At 63.4% G+C, this 16,184-nt stretch carries 16 protein-coding genes; 11 read left to right on the top strand and 5 right to left on the bottom strand.

Annotation, left to right across the window (positions count from 1 at the left end):
- The first annotated feature begins 202 nt into the window (after positions 1-202).
- The gene (locus tag RBH20_RS12575) at positions 203-988 is read left to right on the top strand and encodes a hypothetical protein (RefSeq protein WP_306709078.1); all 786 of its coding nucleotides are present in this window, start codon (positions 203-205) and stop codon (positions 986-988) included.
- Positions 989-1,029: 41 nt separating this feature from the next.
- Here RBH20_RS12575 and RBH20_RS12570 read toward each other — a convergent pair whose 3' ends face one another.
- A complete protein-coding gene (locus tag RBH20_RS12570; protein WP_306709076.1) occupies positions 1,030-2,034 on the bottom strand; it encodes a phosphate uptake regulator PhoU in 1,005 nt (334 codons plus the stop codon).
- Between the two features lie 331 nt (positions 2,035-2,365).
- On the opposite strand from RBH20_RS12570, the gene RBH20_RS12565 reads away from it, so the two are divergent.
- The 7 genes from RBH20_RS12565 to thiE are packed head-to-tail and all read left to right on the top strand — an operon-like array spanning position 2,366 to position 10,702.
- Positions 2,366-3,514 carry a substrate-binding domain-containing protein gene (locus RBH20_RS12565; protein ID WP_306709074.1) on the top strand — a complete coding sequence of 383 codons (1,149 nt, stop codon included), beginning with the start codon at positions 2,366-2,368 and terminating at the stop codon, positions 3,512-3,514.
- A 58-nt stretch (positions 3,515-3,572) separates the two neighbouring features.
- A complete protein-coding gene (gene pstC / locus RBH20_RS12560) occupies positions 3,573-4,694 on the top strand; it encodes a phosphate ABC transporter permease subunit PstC (protein ID WP_306709072.1) in 1,122 nt (373 codons plus the stop codon).
- Complete coding sequence (gene pstA, locus RBH20_RS12555; protein WP_306709070.1) at positions 4,691-7,345, top strand: phosphate ABC transporter permease PstA; 2,655 nt, start codon at positions 4,691-4,693, stop codon at positions 7,343-7,345. The genes pstC and pstA overlap by 4 nt, the downstream gene beginning before the upstream one ends.
- On the top strand, positions 7,338-8,279 hold the full coding sequence (pstB, locus tag RBH20_RS12550; RefSeq protein ID WP_306709068.1) for a phosphate ABC transporter ATP-binding protein PstB: 942 nt from the start codon (positions 7,338-7,340) through the stop codon (positions 8,277-8,279). Before pstA ends, pstB begins: the two co-directional genes overlap by 8 nt.
- 3 nt (positions 8,280-8,282) lie before the next feature.
- Complete coding sequence (phoU, locus tag RBH20_RS12545; protein ID WP_306709066.1) at positions 8,283-8,960, top strand: phosphate signaling complex protein PhoU; 678 nt, start codon at positions 8,283-8,285, stop codon at positions 8,958-8,960.
- A 2-nt stretch (positions 8,961-8,962) separates the two neighbouring features.
- Positions 8,963-10,024, top strand: a complete 1,062-nt coding sequence (locus RBH20_RS12540) for a phosphate uptake regulator PhoU (protein WP_306709064.1) — start codon at positions 8,963-8,965, stop codon at positions 10,022-10,024.
- A 42-nt stretch (positions 10,025-10,066) separates the two neighbouring features.
- Complete coding sequence (thiE, locus tag RBH20_RS12535) at positions 10,067-10,702, top strand: thiamine phosphate synthase (RefSeq protein ID WP_306709062.1); 636 nt, start codon at positions 10,067-10,069, stop codon at positions 10,700-10,702.
- Between the two features lie 82 nt (positions 10,703-10,784).
- Here the strand turns inward: thiE and RBH20_RS12530 are convergent, their stop codons facing one another.
- Both RBH20_RS12530 and RBH20_RS12525 read right to left on the bottom strand, forming a co-directional pair.
- Positions 10,785-11,081 carry a hypothetical protein gene (locus RBH20_RS12530; RefSeq protein ID WP_306709060.1) on the bottom strand — a complete coding sequence of 99 codons (297 nt, stop codon included), beginning with the start codon at positions 11,079-11,081 and terminating at the stop codon, positions 10,785-10,787.
- A 107-nt stretch (positions 11,082-11,188) separates the two neighbouring features.
- The gene (locus RBH20_RS12525) at positions 11,189-11,443 is read right to left on the bottom strand and encodes a glutaredoxin family protein (RefSeq protein WP_306709058.1); all 255 of its coding nucleotides are present in this window, start codon (positions 11,441-11,443) and stop codon (positions 11,189-11,191) included.
- An 85-nt stretch (positions 11,444-11,528) separates the two neighbouring features.
- Between RBH20_RS12525 and RBH20_RS12520 the strand changes: the two genes are divergently transcribed.
- From RBH20_RS12520 to RBH20_RS12510, 3 genes are all read left to right on the top strand, one after another.
- Positions 11,529-12,470, top strand: a complete 942-nt coding sequence (locus RBH20_RS12520; RefSeq protein WP_306709056.1) for an oxidoreductase — start codon at positions 11,529-11,531, stop codon at positions 12,468-12,470.
- Between the two features lie 82 nt (positions 12,471-12,552).
- Positions 12,553-13,629: a CNNM domain-containing protein gene (locus RBH20_RS12515; RefSeq protein ID WP_306709054.1), complete on the top strand. Its 1,077-nt coding sequence runs from the start codon at positions 12,553-12,555 to the stop codon at positions 13,627-13,629.
- A gap of 39 nt (positions 13,630-13,668) precedes the next feature.
- Positions 13,669-14,448: a hypothetical protein gene (locus RBH20_RS12510; protein ID WP_306709051.1), complete on the top strand. Its 780-nt coding sequence runs from the start codon at positions 13,669-13,671 to the stop codon at positions 14,446-14,448.
- 5 nt (positions 14,449-14,453) lie between these two features.
- Here RBH20_RS12510 and RBH20_RS12505 read toward each other — a convergent pair whose 3' ends face one another.
- Both RBH20_RS12505 and RBH20_RS12500 read right to left on the bottom strand, forming a co-directional pair.
- A complete protein-coding gene (locus RBH20_RS12505) occupies positions 14,454-14,756 on the bottom strand; it encodes a cupin domain-containing protein (RefSeq protein ID WP_306709048.1) in 303 nt (100 codons plus the stop codon).
- Positions 14,757-14,815: 59 nt separating this feature from the next.
- Positions 14,816-16,183, bottom strand: a complete 1,368-nt coding sequence (locus tag RBH20_RS12500; protein WP_306709047.1) for a hypothetical protein — start codon at positions 16,181-16,183, stop codon at positions 14,816-14,818.
- Position 16,184: the final 1 nt, after the last annotated feature.

The following is a 16,184-nucleotide window of genomic DNA, read 5'->3' as shown; positions in this document are numbered from 1 at the left end:
GGTCGTAGTCTCCCACTCGGGAAAAGTGCATCCGTTGCGGACGGCGTGAACGGATGGTCTGACAGCACCTGTCGCTGGCAGCGACGCTGCCGCTCGGAGTGCACCGGACCACTGCCGACTCCGCCGGTAGCGATACAATCGTCTATATAGCAGACATATAAAATACCTATACGACGACAGCAAACACTCCGGCTGAGTGTCCGTGTCTAACACCGAGACAAGCCAGCCGCGGATCGAGCAGGCGCTCGCTGTCGTTCAGCGAGAGATCGATTGTATCGAGGCTGAACTGGCGGCGTTCAGGCGCTTTCGGACCCAGCTTGTAGCTATTGAGCCGACGGCACAATCTCCAGGCTCAGTCGACACGTCTGCGGGCGGGATGTCGGCGCTGAGTGTCCGGCAGCCGAAACCCGATACGAGCTTGCGTGCCGTCCGGGAAGCTTACCGAGAGACGGTCATGGCTGTACCACATTTCGACGCTGAGTACGATGACTCGCTGGAGGCCAACATGTCGATGGAGTTCGGGCCGGAACTCGGCACACAGATCGCGACGGGAACGCGCCTGACCCCGCAGTTGTATGAGGCACTGCTAACCGCGAGCGAGGGGGCACGCGACGAACGCGAGACGCTGCTCCCGGCGCTTGAAGACGAGCGGGAGTCGTTACAGTCTGTGCGAGCGACACTCGACAACTGTGAACGCCGCGGGGCCGCACTCGGTGCGAACGCGCACCGAACGACTGACCCGGCGCGACTCGACAGCATCGATGGTCAACTCGCCGAAATCGAGGCCGACTGCGAGGCAGTAGCAGCGACCCGCCAGCAACGGCTTCACAGCCGGTCAGCCGCCGCTCTCTCCGGTGTTGACGGAACCAGTCTCGCTCGGTATCTCTACGGCGACTGTCCGGTGACGTGTCCGGCGCTCGCTGACACTGTCGACTGTCTCGACACGATCAGGCGGCATCGTCGTCACTGCATCGTTTCGACAAGCTAGGGCCACAGGACGGCTGTCTCTACTTTTATACTGCCGAGTGGTCAGGACTGTGGTCGGGGCGCGGCTTTCTGGAGGGCGCTTTCGGCGATGTTGCCGCCGTAGTCGGCGGTTCGGGACAGGGAGTCGACGATGAGGCCCAGTACCTGTGCGCTCTGTGGGTCGAACTCCCGGATCTGGCCATCGACCCCGCGGGCAGTCTCGTCGACATCGGGGATCTGACTCCGGGCCGCGTTTGCCAGTTCGACGGCCTCGTCGGAGTCTTCAGCCAACAGGGCGTCCATCGCAGTCTCGGGGACTGCAATCGCCTCTGCTTCCAGCTGATCGAGCAGGTCGGCCGTTTCGCCGGTGATCTCTCCGATTTCTTGCGAGAGGCTGGCTATTTTGGTCGCGTGGTCGGCGATACGCTCGAGCTGGCGGGCGCTGGACTGGAAATCGAAGACGGTCTCGCGTGGGAACCCGATCTCGTTGGCCGCCGTTGGATTCCGGAGGACAGTTCGGAACACGCGCGAAACCATGTACCAGAGGCGGTCCACGTCGTCGTCGCGTTGCATCACGTCCGCTGCGAGGTCGTCGTCGTCCTCAATGAGTGCCTCGACAGCGTCGGAGAGCATCGTCAACGAGACCAGCCGCATACGCGTGATCGCGTTGTGGACAGACAGTTCTGAGGAATCCAGCAGGTCCTGCAGGACGACCCGGTCCGTCGTTTCCTCGATCATCTCTAGACCGACCAGTCCCTGTGTCGCATCACGGATAATGCGGCGCTGTTCGGCTGTTATCCGAGTTGCTTCGAGCTGGATAATGTCGAACCCGCTGACGTACATCGTCATCACCGCCCGCGTGAGTTCGTGCCTGTTTTCGAGTCCCTCCACGTCGAGACTCCCCTCTACGCGGCCGTTGTCCCGCTGTGGAGCGAGCAACAGTAGGTCCCGTTCAGCGTGGAATTCGACGACGCTGCCCGCGCTCACGTCGTTTTCTGTCGCCCACTCTTTGGGTAGTGAGACGGTGTATGTCGACCCGCCCGTCACCTGGACCTTGCGTGTCTCCATGTGACTGGCACTCGTTCACGGGATGATATAAATCCACTCATATCTATATACTATATTGGACCTCTAATATTTGGGGACATATTTCCCGGCTGAGGGTCGATTCTTCGACGATATTCGCCTGTAATAGTGGTGCAGACGGCTGAAACACCGTAATGTGTGTGGTTGTTCATATATGCCGTATACGAGTACTTGAGGCCCCAAAGACGGCAAGAAAGCTAATATATCTATACCTGTTCGTGGGTGTTTGTCATACCACACCTATATAGTACTAACGTAATAAATATAGCTATCTTAGCAGGTTACTTATTAGCTGTCTCACTGGACTCTGGTGATGGCGCACGACTCAAACGGGCTGTCAGAGTTCGTATCGCGGCGGAAATTTATCGCAACGACAGGTGCGACCAGTATCGCTGCGATCGCTGGCTGCTCCAGTGGAAGCAGTGACCCCGAGTCAGACGGAAGTTCCGGCGGCAGTGAGGACACCGAGGTGTCGACAGAGATGGAAGCGACCGAAAGCACCGATGCAGGCGGTAGTTCCGGCGGTACCAGCGCACTCGAATCCGGTGGCTCCTCAACGGTGTACCCCATCGCCAACACCGCGGCCTCGTACTGGAACGCCAACCGGCCGGCCAGCGACAGTGAGTACTGGCCCCACGGCGAGTACGACATCGACACGGACCAGAATCTCGCTGACTACTGGGCGGGTCTCTACGGGTTCGAAGCTGGCGGCGAAGACGGCCCGCCGTTCCAGTTCACGGTCGGCCTTTCCCACTCCGGGACCGGCGTCGAGAAGGTCATGAACGGTCAGAACGACATGGGTAATTCCTCCGGGAATGTCGAGGACGAACTCCCGGACCGGGACTCCTACGACCAGTTCATCGACCACGTTGTCGGCGTGGACGGCCAGCCGCTGGTCGTCTCCCAGGAGATCGCCGACGCCGGTGTCGAGCAGATCACCGGCGACCAGCTCAAAAGCCTCTACAAGGGCGAACTCACCAACTGGAGCGAACTCGGTGGCCCGGACCGCGAGATTCAGGTGCTGGGCCGCGTCAAGGGCTCTGGGACGCGAACCTCCTTCGTCTCCAACGTCTTTGGTAATCCCGAGGCGGACACCACCGTCGCCAACCGCTACGGCCAGAACCAGCGTCTCGCGCAGGCTATCGCACAGGCCGACAACGCTATCAGCTACCTTGCGCTGGCGTTTATCGACACCGACGGCCTGTCCCCCGTCGGGCTGGAATGGGAAGGAACGACCTACAGCTATCAGGACGACGAGAACGGCCTCGACTCGACGGCATACCCCCTCTCGCGGGACCTCCATATGTACACGTGGGAAGGCACCTCGAAGAAAGAGGCCGCAGTCATCAACATGATCCTGTCCGACTTCGGCCAGGACACCTTCGTTGCGCCGAACAACTACTTCCAGCTTGGCGCACGCCGCCGCGAGGAAGAGCGCGCCAAGCTTCCCGATCAGGTGTAATTGACCCCAGCCGACCCGATCTGACGATTATCGACCGTGTCGGTCGATTTTCCATACTATGACAGAAGACATACCTACGACGGAGGGCGAGGCGGTGTCAAGCGGAGACAGAGTTGACGGGTCAACGCTCGCTGTCGGTACGATAGCGACGACGCTGGTGGCGACGATTCTCGTCTTCCTGTTTCGGCCGGCCCTGGCGTTGCCCATGCTGCTGGCGTTCGTGTTCGTTACGGCGGTTGGCTGGGTCACCTATCAGGCTGAGGTTGCACGTCTACTCACGCTGATCGCGACGGTGCTAACGGTGTTGACCGTCGCGTTCATCACGTTCTTCCTGTTCGCAAGTGCACTGCCGGCGTTTCTCGAACGTGGGCTCGGACTACTGTTGATCCCAGAACAGGGCGGAGCGGCCCGCTGGTTCTTTTGGCTCGAAACCGTCCTGCCGTCTGATCCGACGTACTGGAACCCCCTCAGCGGGGCCTACTCGCTGATACCGATGATCTGGGCGACGGTGGTCGTCACCGTCATCGCGGGTGCGGTGGCGGGGCCGCTCGGCCTGTTCGGCGCGCTGTTCATCGCCGAGGTCGCCAGCGACCGCCTGCGGGAGCTCATCAAGCCCGGCGTGGAGATCCTGGCCGGCATCCCCTCCATCGTCTACGGGTTCATCGGCTTCCAGGTGTTGAACGGCTTCATCCAGACGAACTTCCTCGATGACGGGGCGAGCTTCCTCATCGCGGGGATCGTCGTGGGCGTGATGGCGCTGCCGACGGTCGTCTCCGTCGGCGAGGACGCTCTCTCCAGCGTCCCTCAGTCGATGGGTGACGGTTCCGTCGCCATGGGCGCAACCGAGTGGCAGACGATGAAGAGCATCTCCATCCCGGCGGCGTTCTCGGGTATCTCCGCGGCCGTCATTCTCGGTCTGGGTCGAGCCATCGGTGAGACGATGGCCGTCGCCGCGATCATGGCCTCGGGAACGCAGTTCGCCGACCCACTGTTCGACATCTTCGACGCGAACGCAACGCTGACCAGCCTGATTGCGACCCAGTACGGGAGCGCCTCCGAGAGTACCGTCGACGTGCTGTTCGTCGCCGGCGTCATGCTGTTCGTCATCGTCGCCGGGATGAGCATCGTCTCGCAGTACATTGAGCGACGTATGCAGCGGAAACTGAAGGGGCAACAATGAGTGACGCGTACGCGACCACGGACCGACTTGTCAGTGCGGATTCGAACAGCTACGACCGAGGACTCGATACGGCGATCGCGCTGAGCGTCGTCGGCTTCACGCTCGGGCTCGTCACGCTCGTGAATCTTGTCCCGCCCGGTGCCAGCGGCAGTACCCTCACCACGGCGCTCGGGACGCTACTTGCTGTCGTCGTCGGAGCGGTCGGCATCACCGGCCTTGCTTCCTACACCAACGTCGTTCCGGTCACCTCTCAGCGAGTGCGCGGCATCGGGCTGGGCCTCGTCGTCTCGACGCTTGCGTTGACCGCGCTTGCCGCGGCCCTCCCTGTGACGATGGCGACACTGCTTGGAATCGTATTGCTGGCCGAAGCGCTGGCGATCACTGCTGCTGGTGTCTCTTCCCGGCTCGAACTCGTGGACACGGAGCCGAACATGAGCGCCGGGCTGCTCTCCGGCAGCGCGCTCGGCGCAATCGGCCTGGCTATGGGGGCCGCCGTCGGTGGTGCGCTCACCGGTGCCGGCTCACTGCTGTGGCTCGTCGGGGCCGTCGTCGCCGGCGTCGGGCTGTTCCTGCTGGCGATTCTCCCCCGTGAGGACCTCGGTTCGACGCTCCCAACGGCTATCGTCGTCGGCGCGCTCGGACTGACAATCGTGACTGGCACCATCGGCGTCGGCTGGCAGTGGAACCCGCAGACGCTCTCCGGTGGCTTCACCGGCGGCGCGGTCATCCCCGTGTTCCTCTTGGTCGGGACGCTCCTGTCGGCCTGGTCGGCCGCCAAGTGCCGGGCCGGGTTCGGCGCTCGGGGCCGCGAGTACGGGGCCTTCCTCGTCATCAACCTCAACGCCTTCCTGATGGTGGCCGTGATGGCGACAATTGTCGTGTTCGTGACCGTCAAAGGCGTCGGATACGCCTTCCACGGACTCTCGATTGGCGCGCTTACCGCACTGGTCCTCCTGACGCCAGCCCTCCTCGCCGCGGTCCAGTTCGCTCGCACACCTGCGGGCACGAATGACTGGAACAGCGGCGCTCGACAGCTATTCCGGGTCCTCCCACTGGCGGCAGTCGGCGCGCTTGCCGCGATGTTTGCGAGTGTCCTCATCACTGGGTCCCCGCTGCGTTACTCCTATGCCTACACTGTTCAGGTCAACCGACAGGGGCAGGCACTCGAGACGGCATTCACGGTGACGCCCGACACGACAATCGGAACGCTACTGCTGATCGCACCGGCGGCGCTGCTCGCGGTCATCTTCTTCCGCTCGTTCGGTTCGCTCCGAAAGGTCGGGTCACAGTCCGAGCGAACCGACTCGATCCGACAGGCTGTCCCGACCGCGGTTCTCGCGATAATCGCGCTCATCGGCTTCTTCCTCGTGTTCGGCCCGGCTCCGTTCGGCCTGCCGCTCGGCGAGACGCTCGGATTCGCCGCCGTCGCCGCCGGGTCGGCCGTCGCAGGCGGCCTCGCGGTCTACCCGCTCGTCGGCGTGCTCGCCAGCGACGGGCCGACGTTGGCGGAGAGCGCACAGTCCGAGGCACCGCTGTTCACGCTGGGGGTGTTCGGCGGTCTCGGGCTGCTGCTGGCCGCACTGCTGCTCCAGCCAGTTGCCGGCATCAATCCACAGGTCGGCCCGGTGAACCTCGTGCCTGCGGTCGCTCTCGGGGCCGCTGTCGCTTCGCTCGCACTGGCGACGCTCACGACCGTCGCAAAGCGGTCCAGCGAGGCGACGATCACCCGTCGGCTCCTGACCGAGGAGACGCGACTCGGCCTCGTCGGCACGGCCGGCTTCACCGCGCTGGTGGGCCTGCACGTGGCCGTTACCGGCACGTCGTTCAACGTTCTCGGCGTCTCCATCGCCAACGAGGGGAGCCTCTCGTGGCCGATGGTGATGGAGGCCTACATCCCGCTGGGGGCCGAGCCCGGTGGCATCATGCCTGCCATCATCGGCACGGTGTGGCTGGTCGTCGGCGCGACGCTGTTCGCGGTCCCGCTGGGTGTCGGTGCCGCGGTGTTCCTCACCGAGTACGCCGAGCAGGGCCAGTTCACCGCGCTCGTCGAAATCGCGACGAACGCGCTCTGGAGCACGCCGAGCATCGTCTTCGGCCTGTTCGGGGCCGCGTTCCTGATCCCGCGGCTGGGCGGTGACGAGTCCCTGCTGGCCGGGATGCTGGTGCTTGGGTTCATGCTCCTGCCGCTGGTGCTCATCACTTCGCGGGAGTCGATCAAGGCTGTCCCCGACGAGTACCGTGACGCCAGCGCGGCGCTGGGTGTAACCCAGTGGGAGACAATCAAGAGCGTCGTTCTGCCGGCGGCGATGCCGGGCGTCATCACCGGCGTCATCCTCGGCGTCGGCCGCATCGCCGGTGAGACCGCCCCGCTCATTCTCGTGCTGGGGTCGACGCTGAACGCGACGGCTGCCGTCGATGTCATTGGCGGTTTCCGTTTCGTCTCGGGGCCACCATTCATCGCCAACGACGCCTTGCTGACGGCCTCAGCGTCGTTACCGACGCAGGTGTGGGCCGTCATCGCGGCCGGGGTGTCGGGGTCGCCACAGATGGGGTGGGCGACGGCGTTTATTTTGCTGATGGTCGTCCTGACGTTCTACGCAGTCGGTATCACGGCGCGGACGTACTTCCGGAGGAAACTCAACTATGAGTGATAGCATCAACACGGAGCCGAGCACGGACACGCAAACGAACGGCGGACGGACGGTCGAAACCGCATCGCCAAGTGCTGAAACAACGGCCGGTGAGAGCGAAGAGCAGGTCCGCGAGGAGTGGCGGCACTACGAGTTCGATGGTGACACGAAACTCTCAGTCGATAACCTCGACGTGTGGTACGGCGACGACCACGCGCTCAAGGACGTCTCGATGGAGATCCCGGAAAACAGTGTCACGGCACTCATCGGCCCGTCCGGATGTGGCAAGTCGACGTATCTGCGGTGCCTGAACCGCATGAACGACCGAATCAAGGCCGCCCGCATCGACGGCTCGGTCGAACTAGAGGGCACCGAGATTTACGACCCCAACGCCAACCTCGTCGAGCTGCGCAAACGTATCGGGATGGTGTTCCAGTCGCCGAACCCGTTCCCGAAATCCATCCGGGAAAACATCTCGTACGGTCCCCGCAAGCACGGCGACATCAACAAGGGCCTGCTCGCGCGTTTGTTCGGCCGCGACGACACGGAGCAGGAGGGCGAACTCGTCGAGCGCTCACTAAAACAGGCCGCCCTGTGGGACGAGGTCAGCGACCGTCTCGATGACAACGCACTCGGCCTCTCGGGCGGCCAGCAACAGCGGCTCTGTATCGCCCGCTGCCTGGCCGTCGACCCCGAGGTCATCCTGATGGACGAGCCGGCGTCGGCGCTTGACCCCATCGCCACGTCAAAAATCGAGGACCTCGTCGAGGAACTGTCGAAGGACTACACCGTCGTCATTGTCACCCATAATATGCAGCAGGCTGCCCGCATCTCCGACCAGACTGCCGTGTTCCTTACCGGCGGCGAGCTGGTCGAGTACGACGACACGGACAAAATCTTCGAGAACCCCGAGAGCCAGCGCGTTGAGGACTACATCACCGGCAAGTTCGGGTAACCCATGTCACGAGAGTCGTACCAGCAACTGCTGGACGAACTCCGGGAGCACGTGGTCGAGATGGGCGACCTCGTTGTTGAGCGGCTCGAAGCGGCGCTCACTGCGCTCCGGACCGTCGACCGGGAGATGGCGCAGTCTGTCATCGACGGCGACGACGATATAAACGAGCTGTATCTGGCCCTCGAAGCCGACTGTATCGACCTCTTTGCCCTCCAGCAGCCGGTCGCGACCGACCTCCGCTTTGTCGCCGCCTCGTTCAAGATTATCACCGACCTCGAACGCATTGCGGACCTTGCCACGAACCTCGCAGCGTACGCACAGTCGGCTAATCGTCGACTCGCTCCCGAGGTTGACGTCGATACCATCGGCTGCGAAGCCATCGAGATGGTCGAGCGCAGTATCGACGCCTATCGGCGGGAAGATGTCGAGGAATGCCGCGCTATCGCGGCTGACGACGACGCGCTCGACGCGCTCTGCCAGCGGGCCAGCGAGACCGTCGCTCGGGACCTCATCGAACGAGAGGCCGACACGAACGACGGCTGGGCGGTCGAGCAGCTACTCGATGACGTTTCCCGGCTCCTGCTGACGGTTCGAGACCTCGAACGCGTGGGCGACCACGCTGTCAACGTTGCGGCACGCACGCTGTACATGGTCGAAACCGACTCGGAACTCATCTATTAACCATGGAAACCCGAAAGATACAGACCGTCGGCGGCGGCACATACACCGTTTCGCTGCCGAAAGAGTGGGCCGAATCGGAGAACTGTACGGCCGGGACGGCGGTGAACCTCCACACGCATATTGACGGGCTACTCGTGATTCAGACACCCGAGTCCCGGACCACGCCGCGGAACCACGTCACCCTAGAAGTCGGCAACGACGACCCGGCCGAAATAGAGCAGTTGTTGCGAGCGGCCTACGCTGCCGGAGTCGAGTCCGTCGTCCTCGAAGTCCCCGACGGCTACAGCGACGAGCAACACCGGGCCATCGAACGCGTCACCCGGAACCTGACCGGCGTCACTATCGCTGAGGAGACCGAAACGCAAGTCACGGTCCAGACGTTGCTTGACGCTGGCGAGGTGTCCGTCAGGCAATCGGTCCGCCAGCTCCAGTTCGTCGCCCTGTCGATGCACCGGGACGCGATGGCCGCGCTGACGACCGGGACGACCAGCGACCGGTGGGGTGACCGTGACGAGCAGGCCGACCGGCTGTACGCCATGATCGACCGCTACTTCGAGCGGGGACTGGCACGGCTCGACGAGATCGATTCGCTCGGGCTGACCCGTCCCGAACTGTTCACCCTCTGGGGAACCGCGAACGAACTCGAACGCGTGGCTGACCACGCCGAACGCATCGGCACCATCGCCGACCAACTCGACGGCCAGCCAACCGGTTCCATCGTCACTGCCCTCGAAGATATCGCTCAGGACGTTCGCACTGTCGTCGAGGACGCTGTCCGAGTGATCATTGGCGACGCCTGTGTCGACACCGCCCGACAGACACTGGCTACGCGCCGGGCCGTACGCCAGCAGATAACGAGCCTTGACCGCCAGCTGTTCGAATCGGGCGACGCCGACTACCGCCTCACCCGAGCCCTCGATAGCCTTGCCAGAACAGCTGAACACGGCGGCAATATTGCCGAGTTCGGTCTCCGGATGGCCGTCCGCGACGGCGCGCTCACGGCTTCCGAAACCGGCACTGACGAAGCGGACACGACGAGTTCAACAGCCGAAACAGAGTCCTGACGAACGCACAGCACACAAGGGCCATCGGCTCCGAGATCCGCTATGATCGATTGGGACGTGTATCTCGTCACGCAGGCGTCGCTTTCGGCGGGCCGGACAACCGACGAAATCGTCGCGGACGCGATTGACGGCGGTGCCGGTGTCGTCCAGCTCCGCGAGAAAAACCGGACCGCACACGAACGCTACGAACTCGGGCAGGAACTGCGGGAACTGACCCGCGAGGCTGGCGTCACGTTCGTCGTTAACGACCGTGTCGACATCGCACAGGCCATCGACGCCGACGGGGTCCACCTCGGCGACGACGACCTCCCCGTTTCTGTTGCCCGGGATATCCTCGGTGACGATGCGGTCATCGGGCGCTCGGTTTCGACCGTTGAAGACGCCCGGGAAGCGGCGGCGGCTGGTGCGGACTACCTCGGCGTTGGTGCGGTGTATGCCACTGGCTCGAAAGACGACATCGACGACGAGGAGTACGCCGTCGGCACCGACCGCGTCGCTGCTATCGCCGAGGCAGTGGACATTCCCCTTGTCGGTATCGGTGGCATTACGACCGAGAACGCCGCCGAGGTCGTTGATGCCGGGGCCGACGGTGTGGCTGTTATCACCGAGATTACGACGGCCGACGACCCGGCGGCAGCGGCTGACGCATTGCGACACGCAGTCGAACGCAGTCAGTAGCACCGGCAGCCGTCGGCGACTGTGCGCACACTCCTGAACTAGCCCAGCGAAAGGGGGCGACACTCCCGACACAGCACAGCGGTCAGCCAACGATGAACTCGGGCGCAACGACGGAGGCAACGACGAGACAGAGCAACACGAGAATCGCGACGGAGCGGAGGACACCGGCCGTTTGCCGCCGACTTGCCGGCAGCGCTTCGGCAATGCCAGCCATTCCTGTCCCGATTACCATGACGAGCAGCCAGGTAACTGGAGACCCGTCCACAACCCAGCCGTAGAGATACAGGCCGGCGAAGATGAGTGCACCGGCGGCGTGGACGAGTGTAATTGGGCGTCCGGACGGCTCACTAAAGAGCGTCTCGCTGATACTGGAGGGCATCGCCGACGTATTCTCATCGAGAAATAATAAACAGCACTGGTACTTGCCCAATAGCGCCGACCCAGTCCCGACAGCGAACGGTTCTGGCTGGGTCCGATGTCCTGTGGCTACGCCGACTGCTGCAGTTTCTCGCGCAACTGTCGCTCAGTGACGTGGTACTTGAACGCCGGCGACCCGTTGACGAAGACGTAGGGCACGCGCTCGCCGTACTCCTCGCGGAGGTCGGGATCTTCGTCGACGTCGACGAGGTCCAGCTCGATGGCGGTCCCCTCGTCATCGGCGACCCGCTCGATTGTCTCGATGGCCTCCTCACAGAGATGGCAGTCCTCCCGCGTGTAGACGGTGACCGGTACGTCGCTCATCACTGGAAACACGGGGACGATGGCATAAGACTCTCACTTTCTCGCCAGCGATGGGTTTCAGTGTCTCGCGCCCGTAACCGGGTCAATGACAGGCTGGACTATCGAAGATATGCCCCCGCTGACGGACCGAACCGTGGTCGTGACTGGCGCGAACAGCGGGCTGGGACTCGAAGGCTCGAAGGCGTTCGCTCGCAGAGGCGCGACGGTAGTGATGGCCTGCCGGAGCGTCGAACGCGGTGAATCGGCCGCCGCGGAGATCCGCGAGGCCGTTCCGAACGCAACGCTCGATGTCCGAGAGTGTGACTTGGCCGACCTGTCGAACATCGCCTCGTTCGCCGACAGCCTCCGGGACGACTACGACGCTGTCGACATCCTCTGTAACAACGCCGGCGTCATGGCGATTCCCCGGAGCGAGACGGCCGACGGCTTCGAGACGCAGTTCGGCGTCAACCATCTGGGCCACTTCGCACTGACTGGGCACCTGCTCGACCTGCTCGGGGCTGCCGACGGTGAATCCCGAATCGTCACGCAGTCCAGCGGCGCGCACGAGATGGGCGAGATCGATTTCGACGACCTGCAGCGTGAGCGCTCCTACGGGAAGTGGTCGGCCTACGGCCAGAGTAAGCTCGCGAACCTCCTCTTCGCCTACGAACTCCAGCGGCGTCTGGGTAACCATGGTTGGGACGACGTGCTAAGCGTCGCCTGCCACCCCGGCTACGCCGACACCGACCTCCAGTTCCGCGGGCCGCGGGAGATGGGGTCGACACTGCGAACCGCGGCTATGGGCGTTGCCAATGCTGTGCTCGCACAGTCCGCTGCACAGGGTGCGCTACCGATGCTGTACGCCGCCACCGCCGAGGATGTTATCGGCGGGGAGTACGTCGGGCCCGGCGGCCTGTTCGATATGCGCGGCTCCCCCGAGTTCCAGCAGTCAAACGCCGCTTCACAGGACGAGGAAACCGCTGAGCGGCTCTGGGCGGTCTCGACCGACCTCACTGGCGTCGAGTACGACTTCGAGCGCACCTGAGGACGGTCGACAGTGCTGCCGCGAGAGGACGGAGCCTGTAATCCCCACTTTTTCCCCGCCGGACCGTGAATCCCGCCGGCACATGCAACCAGTCGAAATCTCGGTCAGGCTGCTTGCAGGACTTGCCCTGATCCTCGCGAACGGCTTCTTCGTCGCTATCGAGTTCGCGTTGACAAGAGCCAGACAGTACGACGAATCGGAGTTCGACGAACCCGGCCTCCGGCGTGCCTGGGAGATGACTGACGACTTGGAGATCTATCTGACGAGCTGTCAGGTCGGTATCACCGCCTCCAGTATCGCCGTCGGTATCATCGCCGAGCCGGCGCTCGCGGCCATCTTTGAGCCCTACTTTGAGTCGTCGGTCCTGGCTGGGGTCGGCCTCGGTGGTGCTATCGCTTTCCTCCTTATCAACCTCGTCCACCTTACCCACGGTGAGCAGACGCCGACGTATCTCGGCGTTGAGCGCGCGAAGTTCGTCTGTCGGTACGGCGCGACGCCGCTGTACTACTTCGCCATGCTCATCTCGCCGATTATCGCCGTCGGTGACGGGATCGCCAAGTGGACACTAGGGCTGTTCGGTGTCGAAATGTCCGGCGCGTGGCTCGAAGCTGAAGTCGATAGCATCGAGTCCCGGGGCGAGCTGCGAAACGAACTCGGCTCCGTTCTAGACCGCGGCGACGTATCCGATGAACGCCGCGAGGAGGTCCTCTCCGCGTTCCGCGTCGGTGACCGCGAAGTCAGCGAGGTGATGGTCCCACGGGAAGACATCGTTGCGCTATCCCCGACCGACGACGACGCGACCAACGCCGAGCGGATCGCCGAGACGCCACACACCCGCTACCCGCTCGTCGGCGAGGCGCTCGAAGATTTCCTTGGCATCGTCTACATCCCCGCGCTCGTCGACGAGCGCGAGGAACAGGCCGGCGACGGCGGCCTGCTTGACCGTATCGACCTCGAAGCCGTCGCCTCGCCGCCGATGACGATGTCGCCGGAGACGACTGTTAGCGATGCCATCGACCAGTTCCAGGCCGAGCGCCAGGAACTCGCGTTCGTCCTTGCGGACGGCGAAGTCGTCGGGCTGGTCACGGTCACCGACCTGCTCGAAGAGGTCGTCGGCGACATTCAGGACCCAATGGACGCCGAGGCCGGCGTCGCCTGACGCTGAAAGCATTTACCGGTCGGCCGGCAACCGACGGCTATGCCCTCCCGCCGGACCGTCATCGGTACCGTTGCCTGTACGCTCGTTACCGGCTGTTCCGGACTCAGCGACCCGTCGTCGCAGGAAGCCACAGCGACGCCAGCCCCAGTAGTATTGTCACCTGTCGACGCCGCGGCAGTGCCCCACACAGCGACCGTCGGCATCTTTTCGGAGACGACTACAGAACTTATAGCTGCTACCCGCGACGCCTCGGCAGCCGTAACGGACCACGGGTGGGCGCATGTGCTTCATCAGTTCGACTGCTTCGCGTTCGACGGGACGACGTACGCGGTCGTCGAGCGGACCAGCGGGTCCGTCGGGTACGTCAAAGAGTACAGCGTGAGCGAAGTCGACAACCCCGGGAACGAGTCAACGGTTCGCGTGGCCGACCTTCCGGGCAGCCACCGGCGCACCGCTGTCGACGCGATTGCAGCGGGAAAGCACCGCTATGACTCCGATAAGGGCGGCTTCGAGCCAAACAGCTCGGTGTACGCCTACAACGGGTCGTACTACGTGTTCTCGCTGGAGGTCACCGCCGACAAGCCCACCGTAGTCAGGTATTCGGTCGAACCGACGGACGGCAACCGATGTGTAACGCTCGAACCGCTGTCACTCGACGCCGCCCAAGTTGAGGCACTCGACGCGACCCTCCAGCCGGATGCGGCGTCGACTGTCACTGATGACCCAGCTCAGACACTCGCAGCGTCGGATGCGGGATTTGTCATCCGGGACGGCACCTGCTACGAACTGTCCACTCCGAACGACGGGACGGGAACCTGAGACGGTTATTGCGGCGGCGTGTAGAAGTTGACCGTCTCCAGCGGCCCGTCCCCGTCGTTTTCGATGCTGTGGCGTTCACCGGCCTCGATGCGGACGAGGTCGCCAGCGTCAATGCGGTGGGTGTCACCATCGACGGTAACGACGCCGGTACCGCTGGCCACGAACAGCCACTGGTCGCTGTCCTCATGATAGTTCTCCGGCCCGCCGACGGACCGGCCGGGCTCGACAGTCATCTCCGCGACCTGTGCCTCGTCAGTCTCCATGGCGACCTCGAAGTAGCGGCCGAACTCGAGACGCGTCTGTTCCATATCTGCCTGTCCGGCCGTGCAACCGAGTCGCTTTCGTCGATGGACCGGTCTCACACGACTCACTCTCTGCCCGCGAGACTCCCGACCCGCCCGGTGAGCCGGGCTGCAAGCCCCTCGAAATGAGCGGTACTCCAGCCAGCGACGATGAGTGCGCCGACCGTGTTGAACACGAGGTCGTTCACGATGTCGCTCGTCCCGTACTGGGCGAGGACCGCCTCGCCGCCGATGATCGACGCAATACCGCCGCTGGCGAACTCAAGGATCTCCCAGCCGAAACCCACAGCGAGGACGAACAGGACGACGAAGGTCGCTCGGAACTCCCTGTTGAAATCAACCGCCCCGGAGTGGCGTTCGACCGCTCGTGCGATCGCGTATCCCACGCCGGCCACGAGCGACGCTGAGACGGCATGGGCCAGACTGTCGTACCAGCCAACCGCTTCGTACAGTTCGAACGCGCCGGCCGCGTGCAGCGTCGATGCCACTGTGATCCACAGCACAAGACCAGTGTTCGTTGCGTAGCCGTACTCCCGGCGGAACAGCGCTGGCAGGAACGTTATCGCCAGCGGGCCGCCGCTGTTGACGAACAGCGTTACGTTGCCCTGTGCGAGTGCGAATGCAGCTATTACACCGAGCACAGCCTGTAGCGCCCGGACCGCGAGACGATGGCGCTGATCGTCTCCGGGAAGAGACGCTCCCGTTTGGTCAAACTCCGATAGATCAGATCCTGAGACGCGCAGTCGGGCAATACGTGCTGACCGCTCGAAGTACAGTTCGAACACGACGCCGGCGACGATACCGGCGGCCGCCGCAGTGACGAGATCCCACATCAGCTCTGTCTGTCCATCGAGAAACGTGGTTCCCAGTAGCGTGTCAGTCGCATAGATACCGACCGCCCAGACGCCTGCAACGGCCATTGTCACGATGACAACGAACACCGTTGCGAACCGTGGCGTCATCGTCAGTGAGGTACACGCATCGAGGACGACAGCCAACAACAGTGCGATCCCAGCGATCACGAGGAACGGCGTGATCTGTGGGAGGCCACCGAACGCCCGAACGAGTACCGGCACCGCGACCAGTCCGAGCAACTCCGCGGGCACCGTCGTTTCGAGGTCCTGCGTGGCGATCGGAACCGTGACTGCGATAGCGACGAGGAACGCCGTGAGCACTGCCCAATCAAACTCGCCACCGGCCGCGAACCGTCCGACACTACCCGTGAGAATTCCCGTTACCGCCCACGCGCCGAGAGCGTCGAGTCGGTGGGGGCCGATCAGAGACTGTAGCGAACCCATCACCGCGCGGATACGCCATGAGTCGTAATCAAAGCACGGCGGTTTCCTGACACTCTCCTGGAGTTCCTCGCTCTCGCCGCCCCTGTCACGCGACTGACCGACGGTTGTCTGACGAGGATATATTTCTCTGGCCATC

The sequence above is a fragment of the Haloarcula sp. H-GB4 genome (genome assembly GCF_030848575.1).
Classification (GTDB): domain Archaea; phylum Halobacteriota; class Halobacteria; order Halobacteriales; family Haloarculaceae; genus Haloarcula.
Note: the sequence above shows the minus strand (reverse complement) of the source record. Positions and strands in the feature narration are given on the sequence as shown.

What these genes read in the sequence shown, in the direction of transcription:
- RBH20_RS12570 (WP_306709076.1), bottom strand. Translation starts at nt 2,034, where the DNA reads ATGGAGACACGCAAGGTCCAGGTGACGGGCGGGTCGACATACACCGTC.
- RBH20_RS12565 (WP_306709074.1), top strand. Translation starts at nt 2,366, where the DNA reads ATGGCGCACGACTCAAACGGGCTGTCAGAGTTCGTATCGCGGCGGAAA.
- pstC (WP_306709072.1), top strand. Translation starts at nt 3,573, where the DNA reads ATGACAGAAGACATACCTACGACGGAGGGCGAGGCGGTGTCAAGCGGA.
- pstA (WP_306709070.1), top strand. Translation starts at nt 4,691, where the DNA reads ATGAGTGACGCGTACGCGACCACGGACCGACTTGTCAGTGCGGATTCG.
- pstB (WP_306709068.1), top strand. Translation starts at nt 7,338, where the DNA reads ATGAGTGATAGCATCAACACGGAGCCGAGCACGGACACGCAAACGAAC.
- phoU (WP_306709066.1), top strand. Translation starts at nt 8,283, where the DNA reads ATGTCACGAGAGTCGTACCAGCAACTGCTGGACGAACTCCGGGAGCAC.
- RBH20_RS12540 (WP_306709064.1), top strand. Translation starts at nt 8,963, where the DNA reads ATGGAAACCCGAAAGATACAGACCGTCGGCGGCGGCACATACACCGTT.
- thiE (WP_306709062.1), top strand. Translation starts at nt 10,067, where the DNA reads ATGATCGATTGGGACGTGTATCTCGTCACGCAGGCGTCGCTTTCGGCG.
- RBH20_RS12530 (WP_306709060.1), bottom strand. Translation starts at nt 11,081, where the DNA reads ATGCCCTCCAGTATCAGCGAGACGCTCTTTAGTGAGCCGTCCGGACGC.
- RBH20_RS12525 (WP_306709058.1), bottom strand. Translation starts at nt 11,443, where the DNA reads ATGAGCGACGTACCGGTCACCGTCTACACGCGGGAGGACTGCCATCTC.
- RBH20_RS12520 (WP_306709056.1), top strand. Translation starts at nt 11,529, where the DNA reads ATGACAGGCTGGACTATCGAAGATATGCCCCCGCTGACGGACCGAACC.
- RBH20_RS12515 (WP_306709054.1), top strand. Translation starts at nt 12,553, where the DNA reads ATGCAACCAGTCGAAATCTCGGTCAGGCTGCTTGCAGGACTTGCCCTG.
- RBH20_RS12510 (WP_306709051.1), top strand. Translation starts at nt 13,669, where the DNA reads ATGCCCTCCCGCCGGACCGTCATCGGTACCGTTGCCTGTACGCTCGTT.
- RBH20_RS12505 (WP_306709048.1), bottom strand. Translation starts at nt 14,756, where the DNA reads ATGGAACAGACGCGTCTCGAGTTCGGCCGCTACTTCGAGGTCGCCATG.
- RBH20_RS12500 (WP_306709047.1), bottom strand. Translation starts at nt 16,183, where the DNA reads ATGGCCAGAGAAATATATCCTCGTCAGACAACCGTCGGTCAGTCGCGT.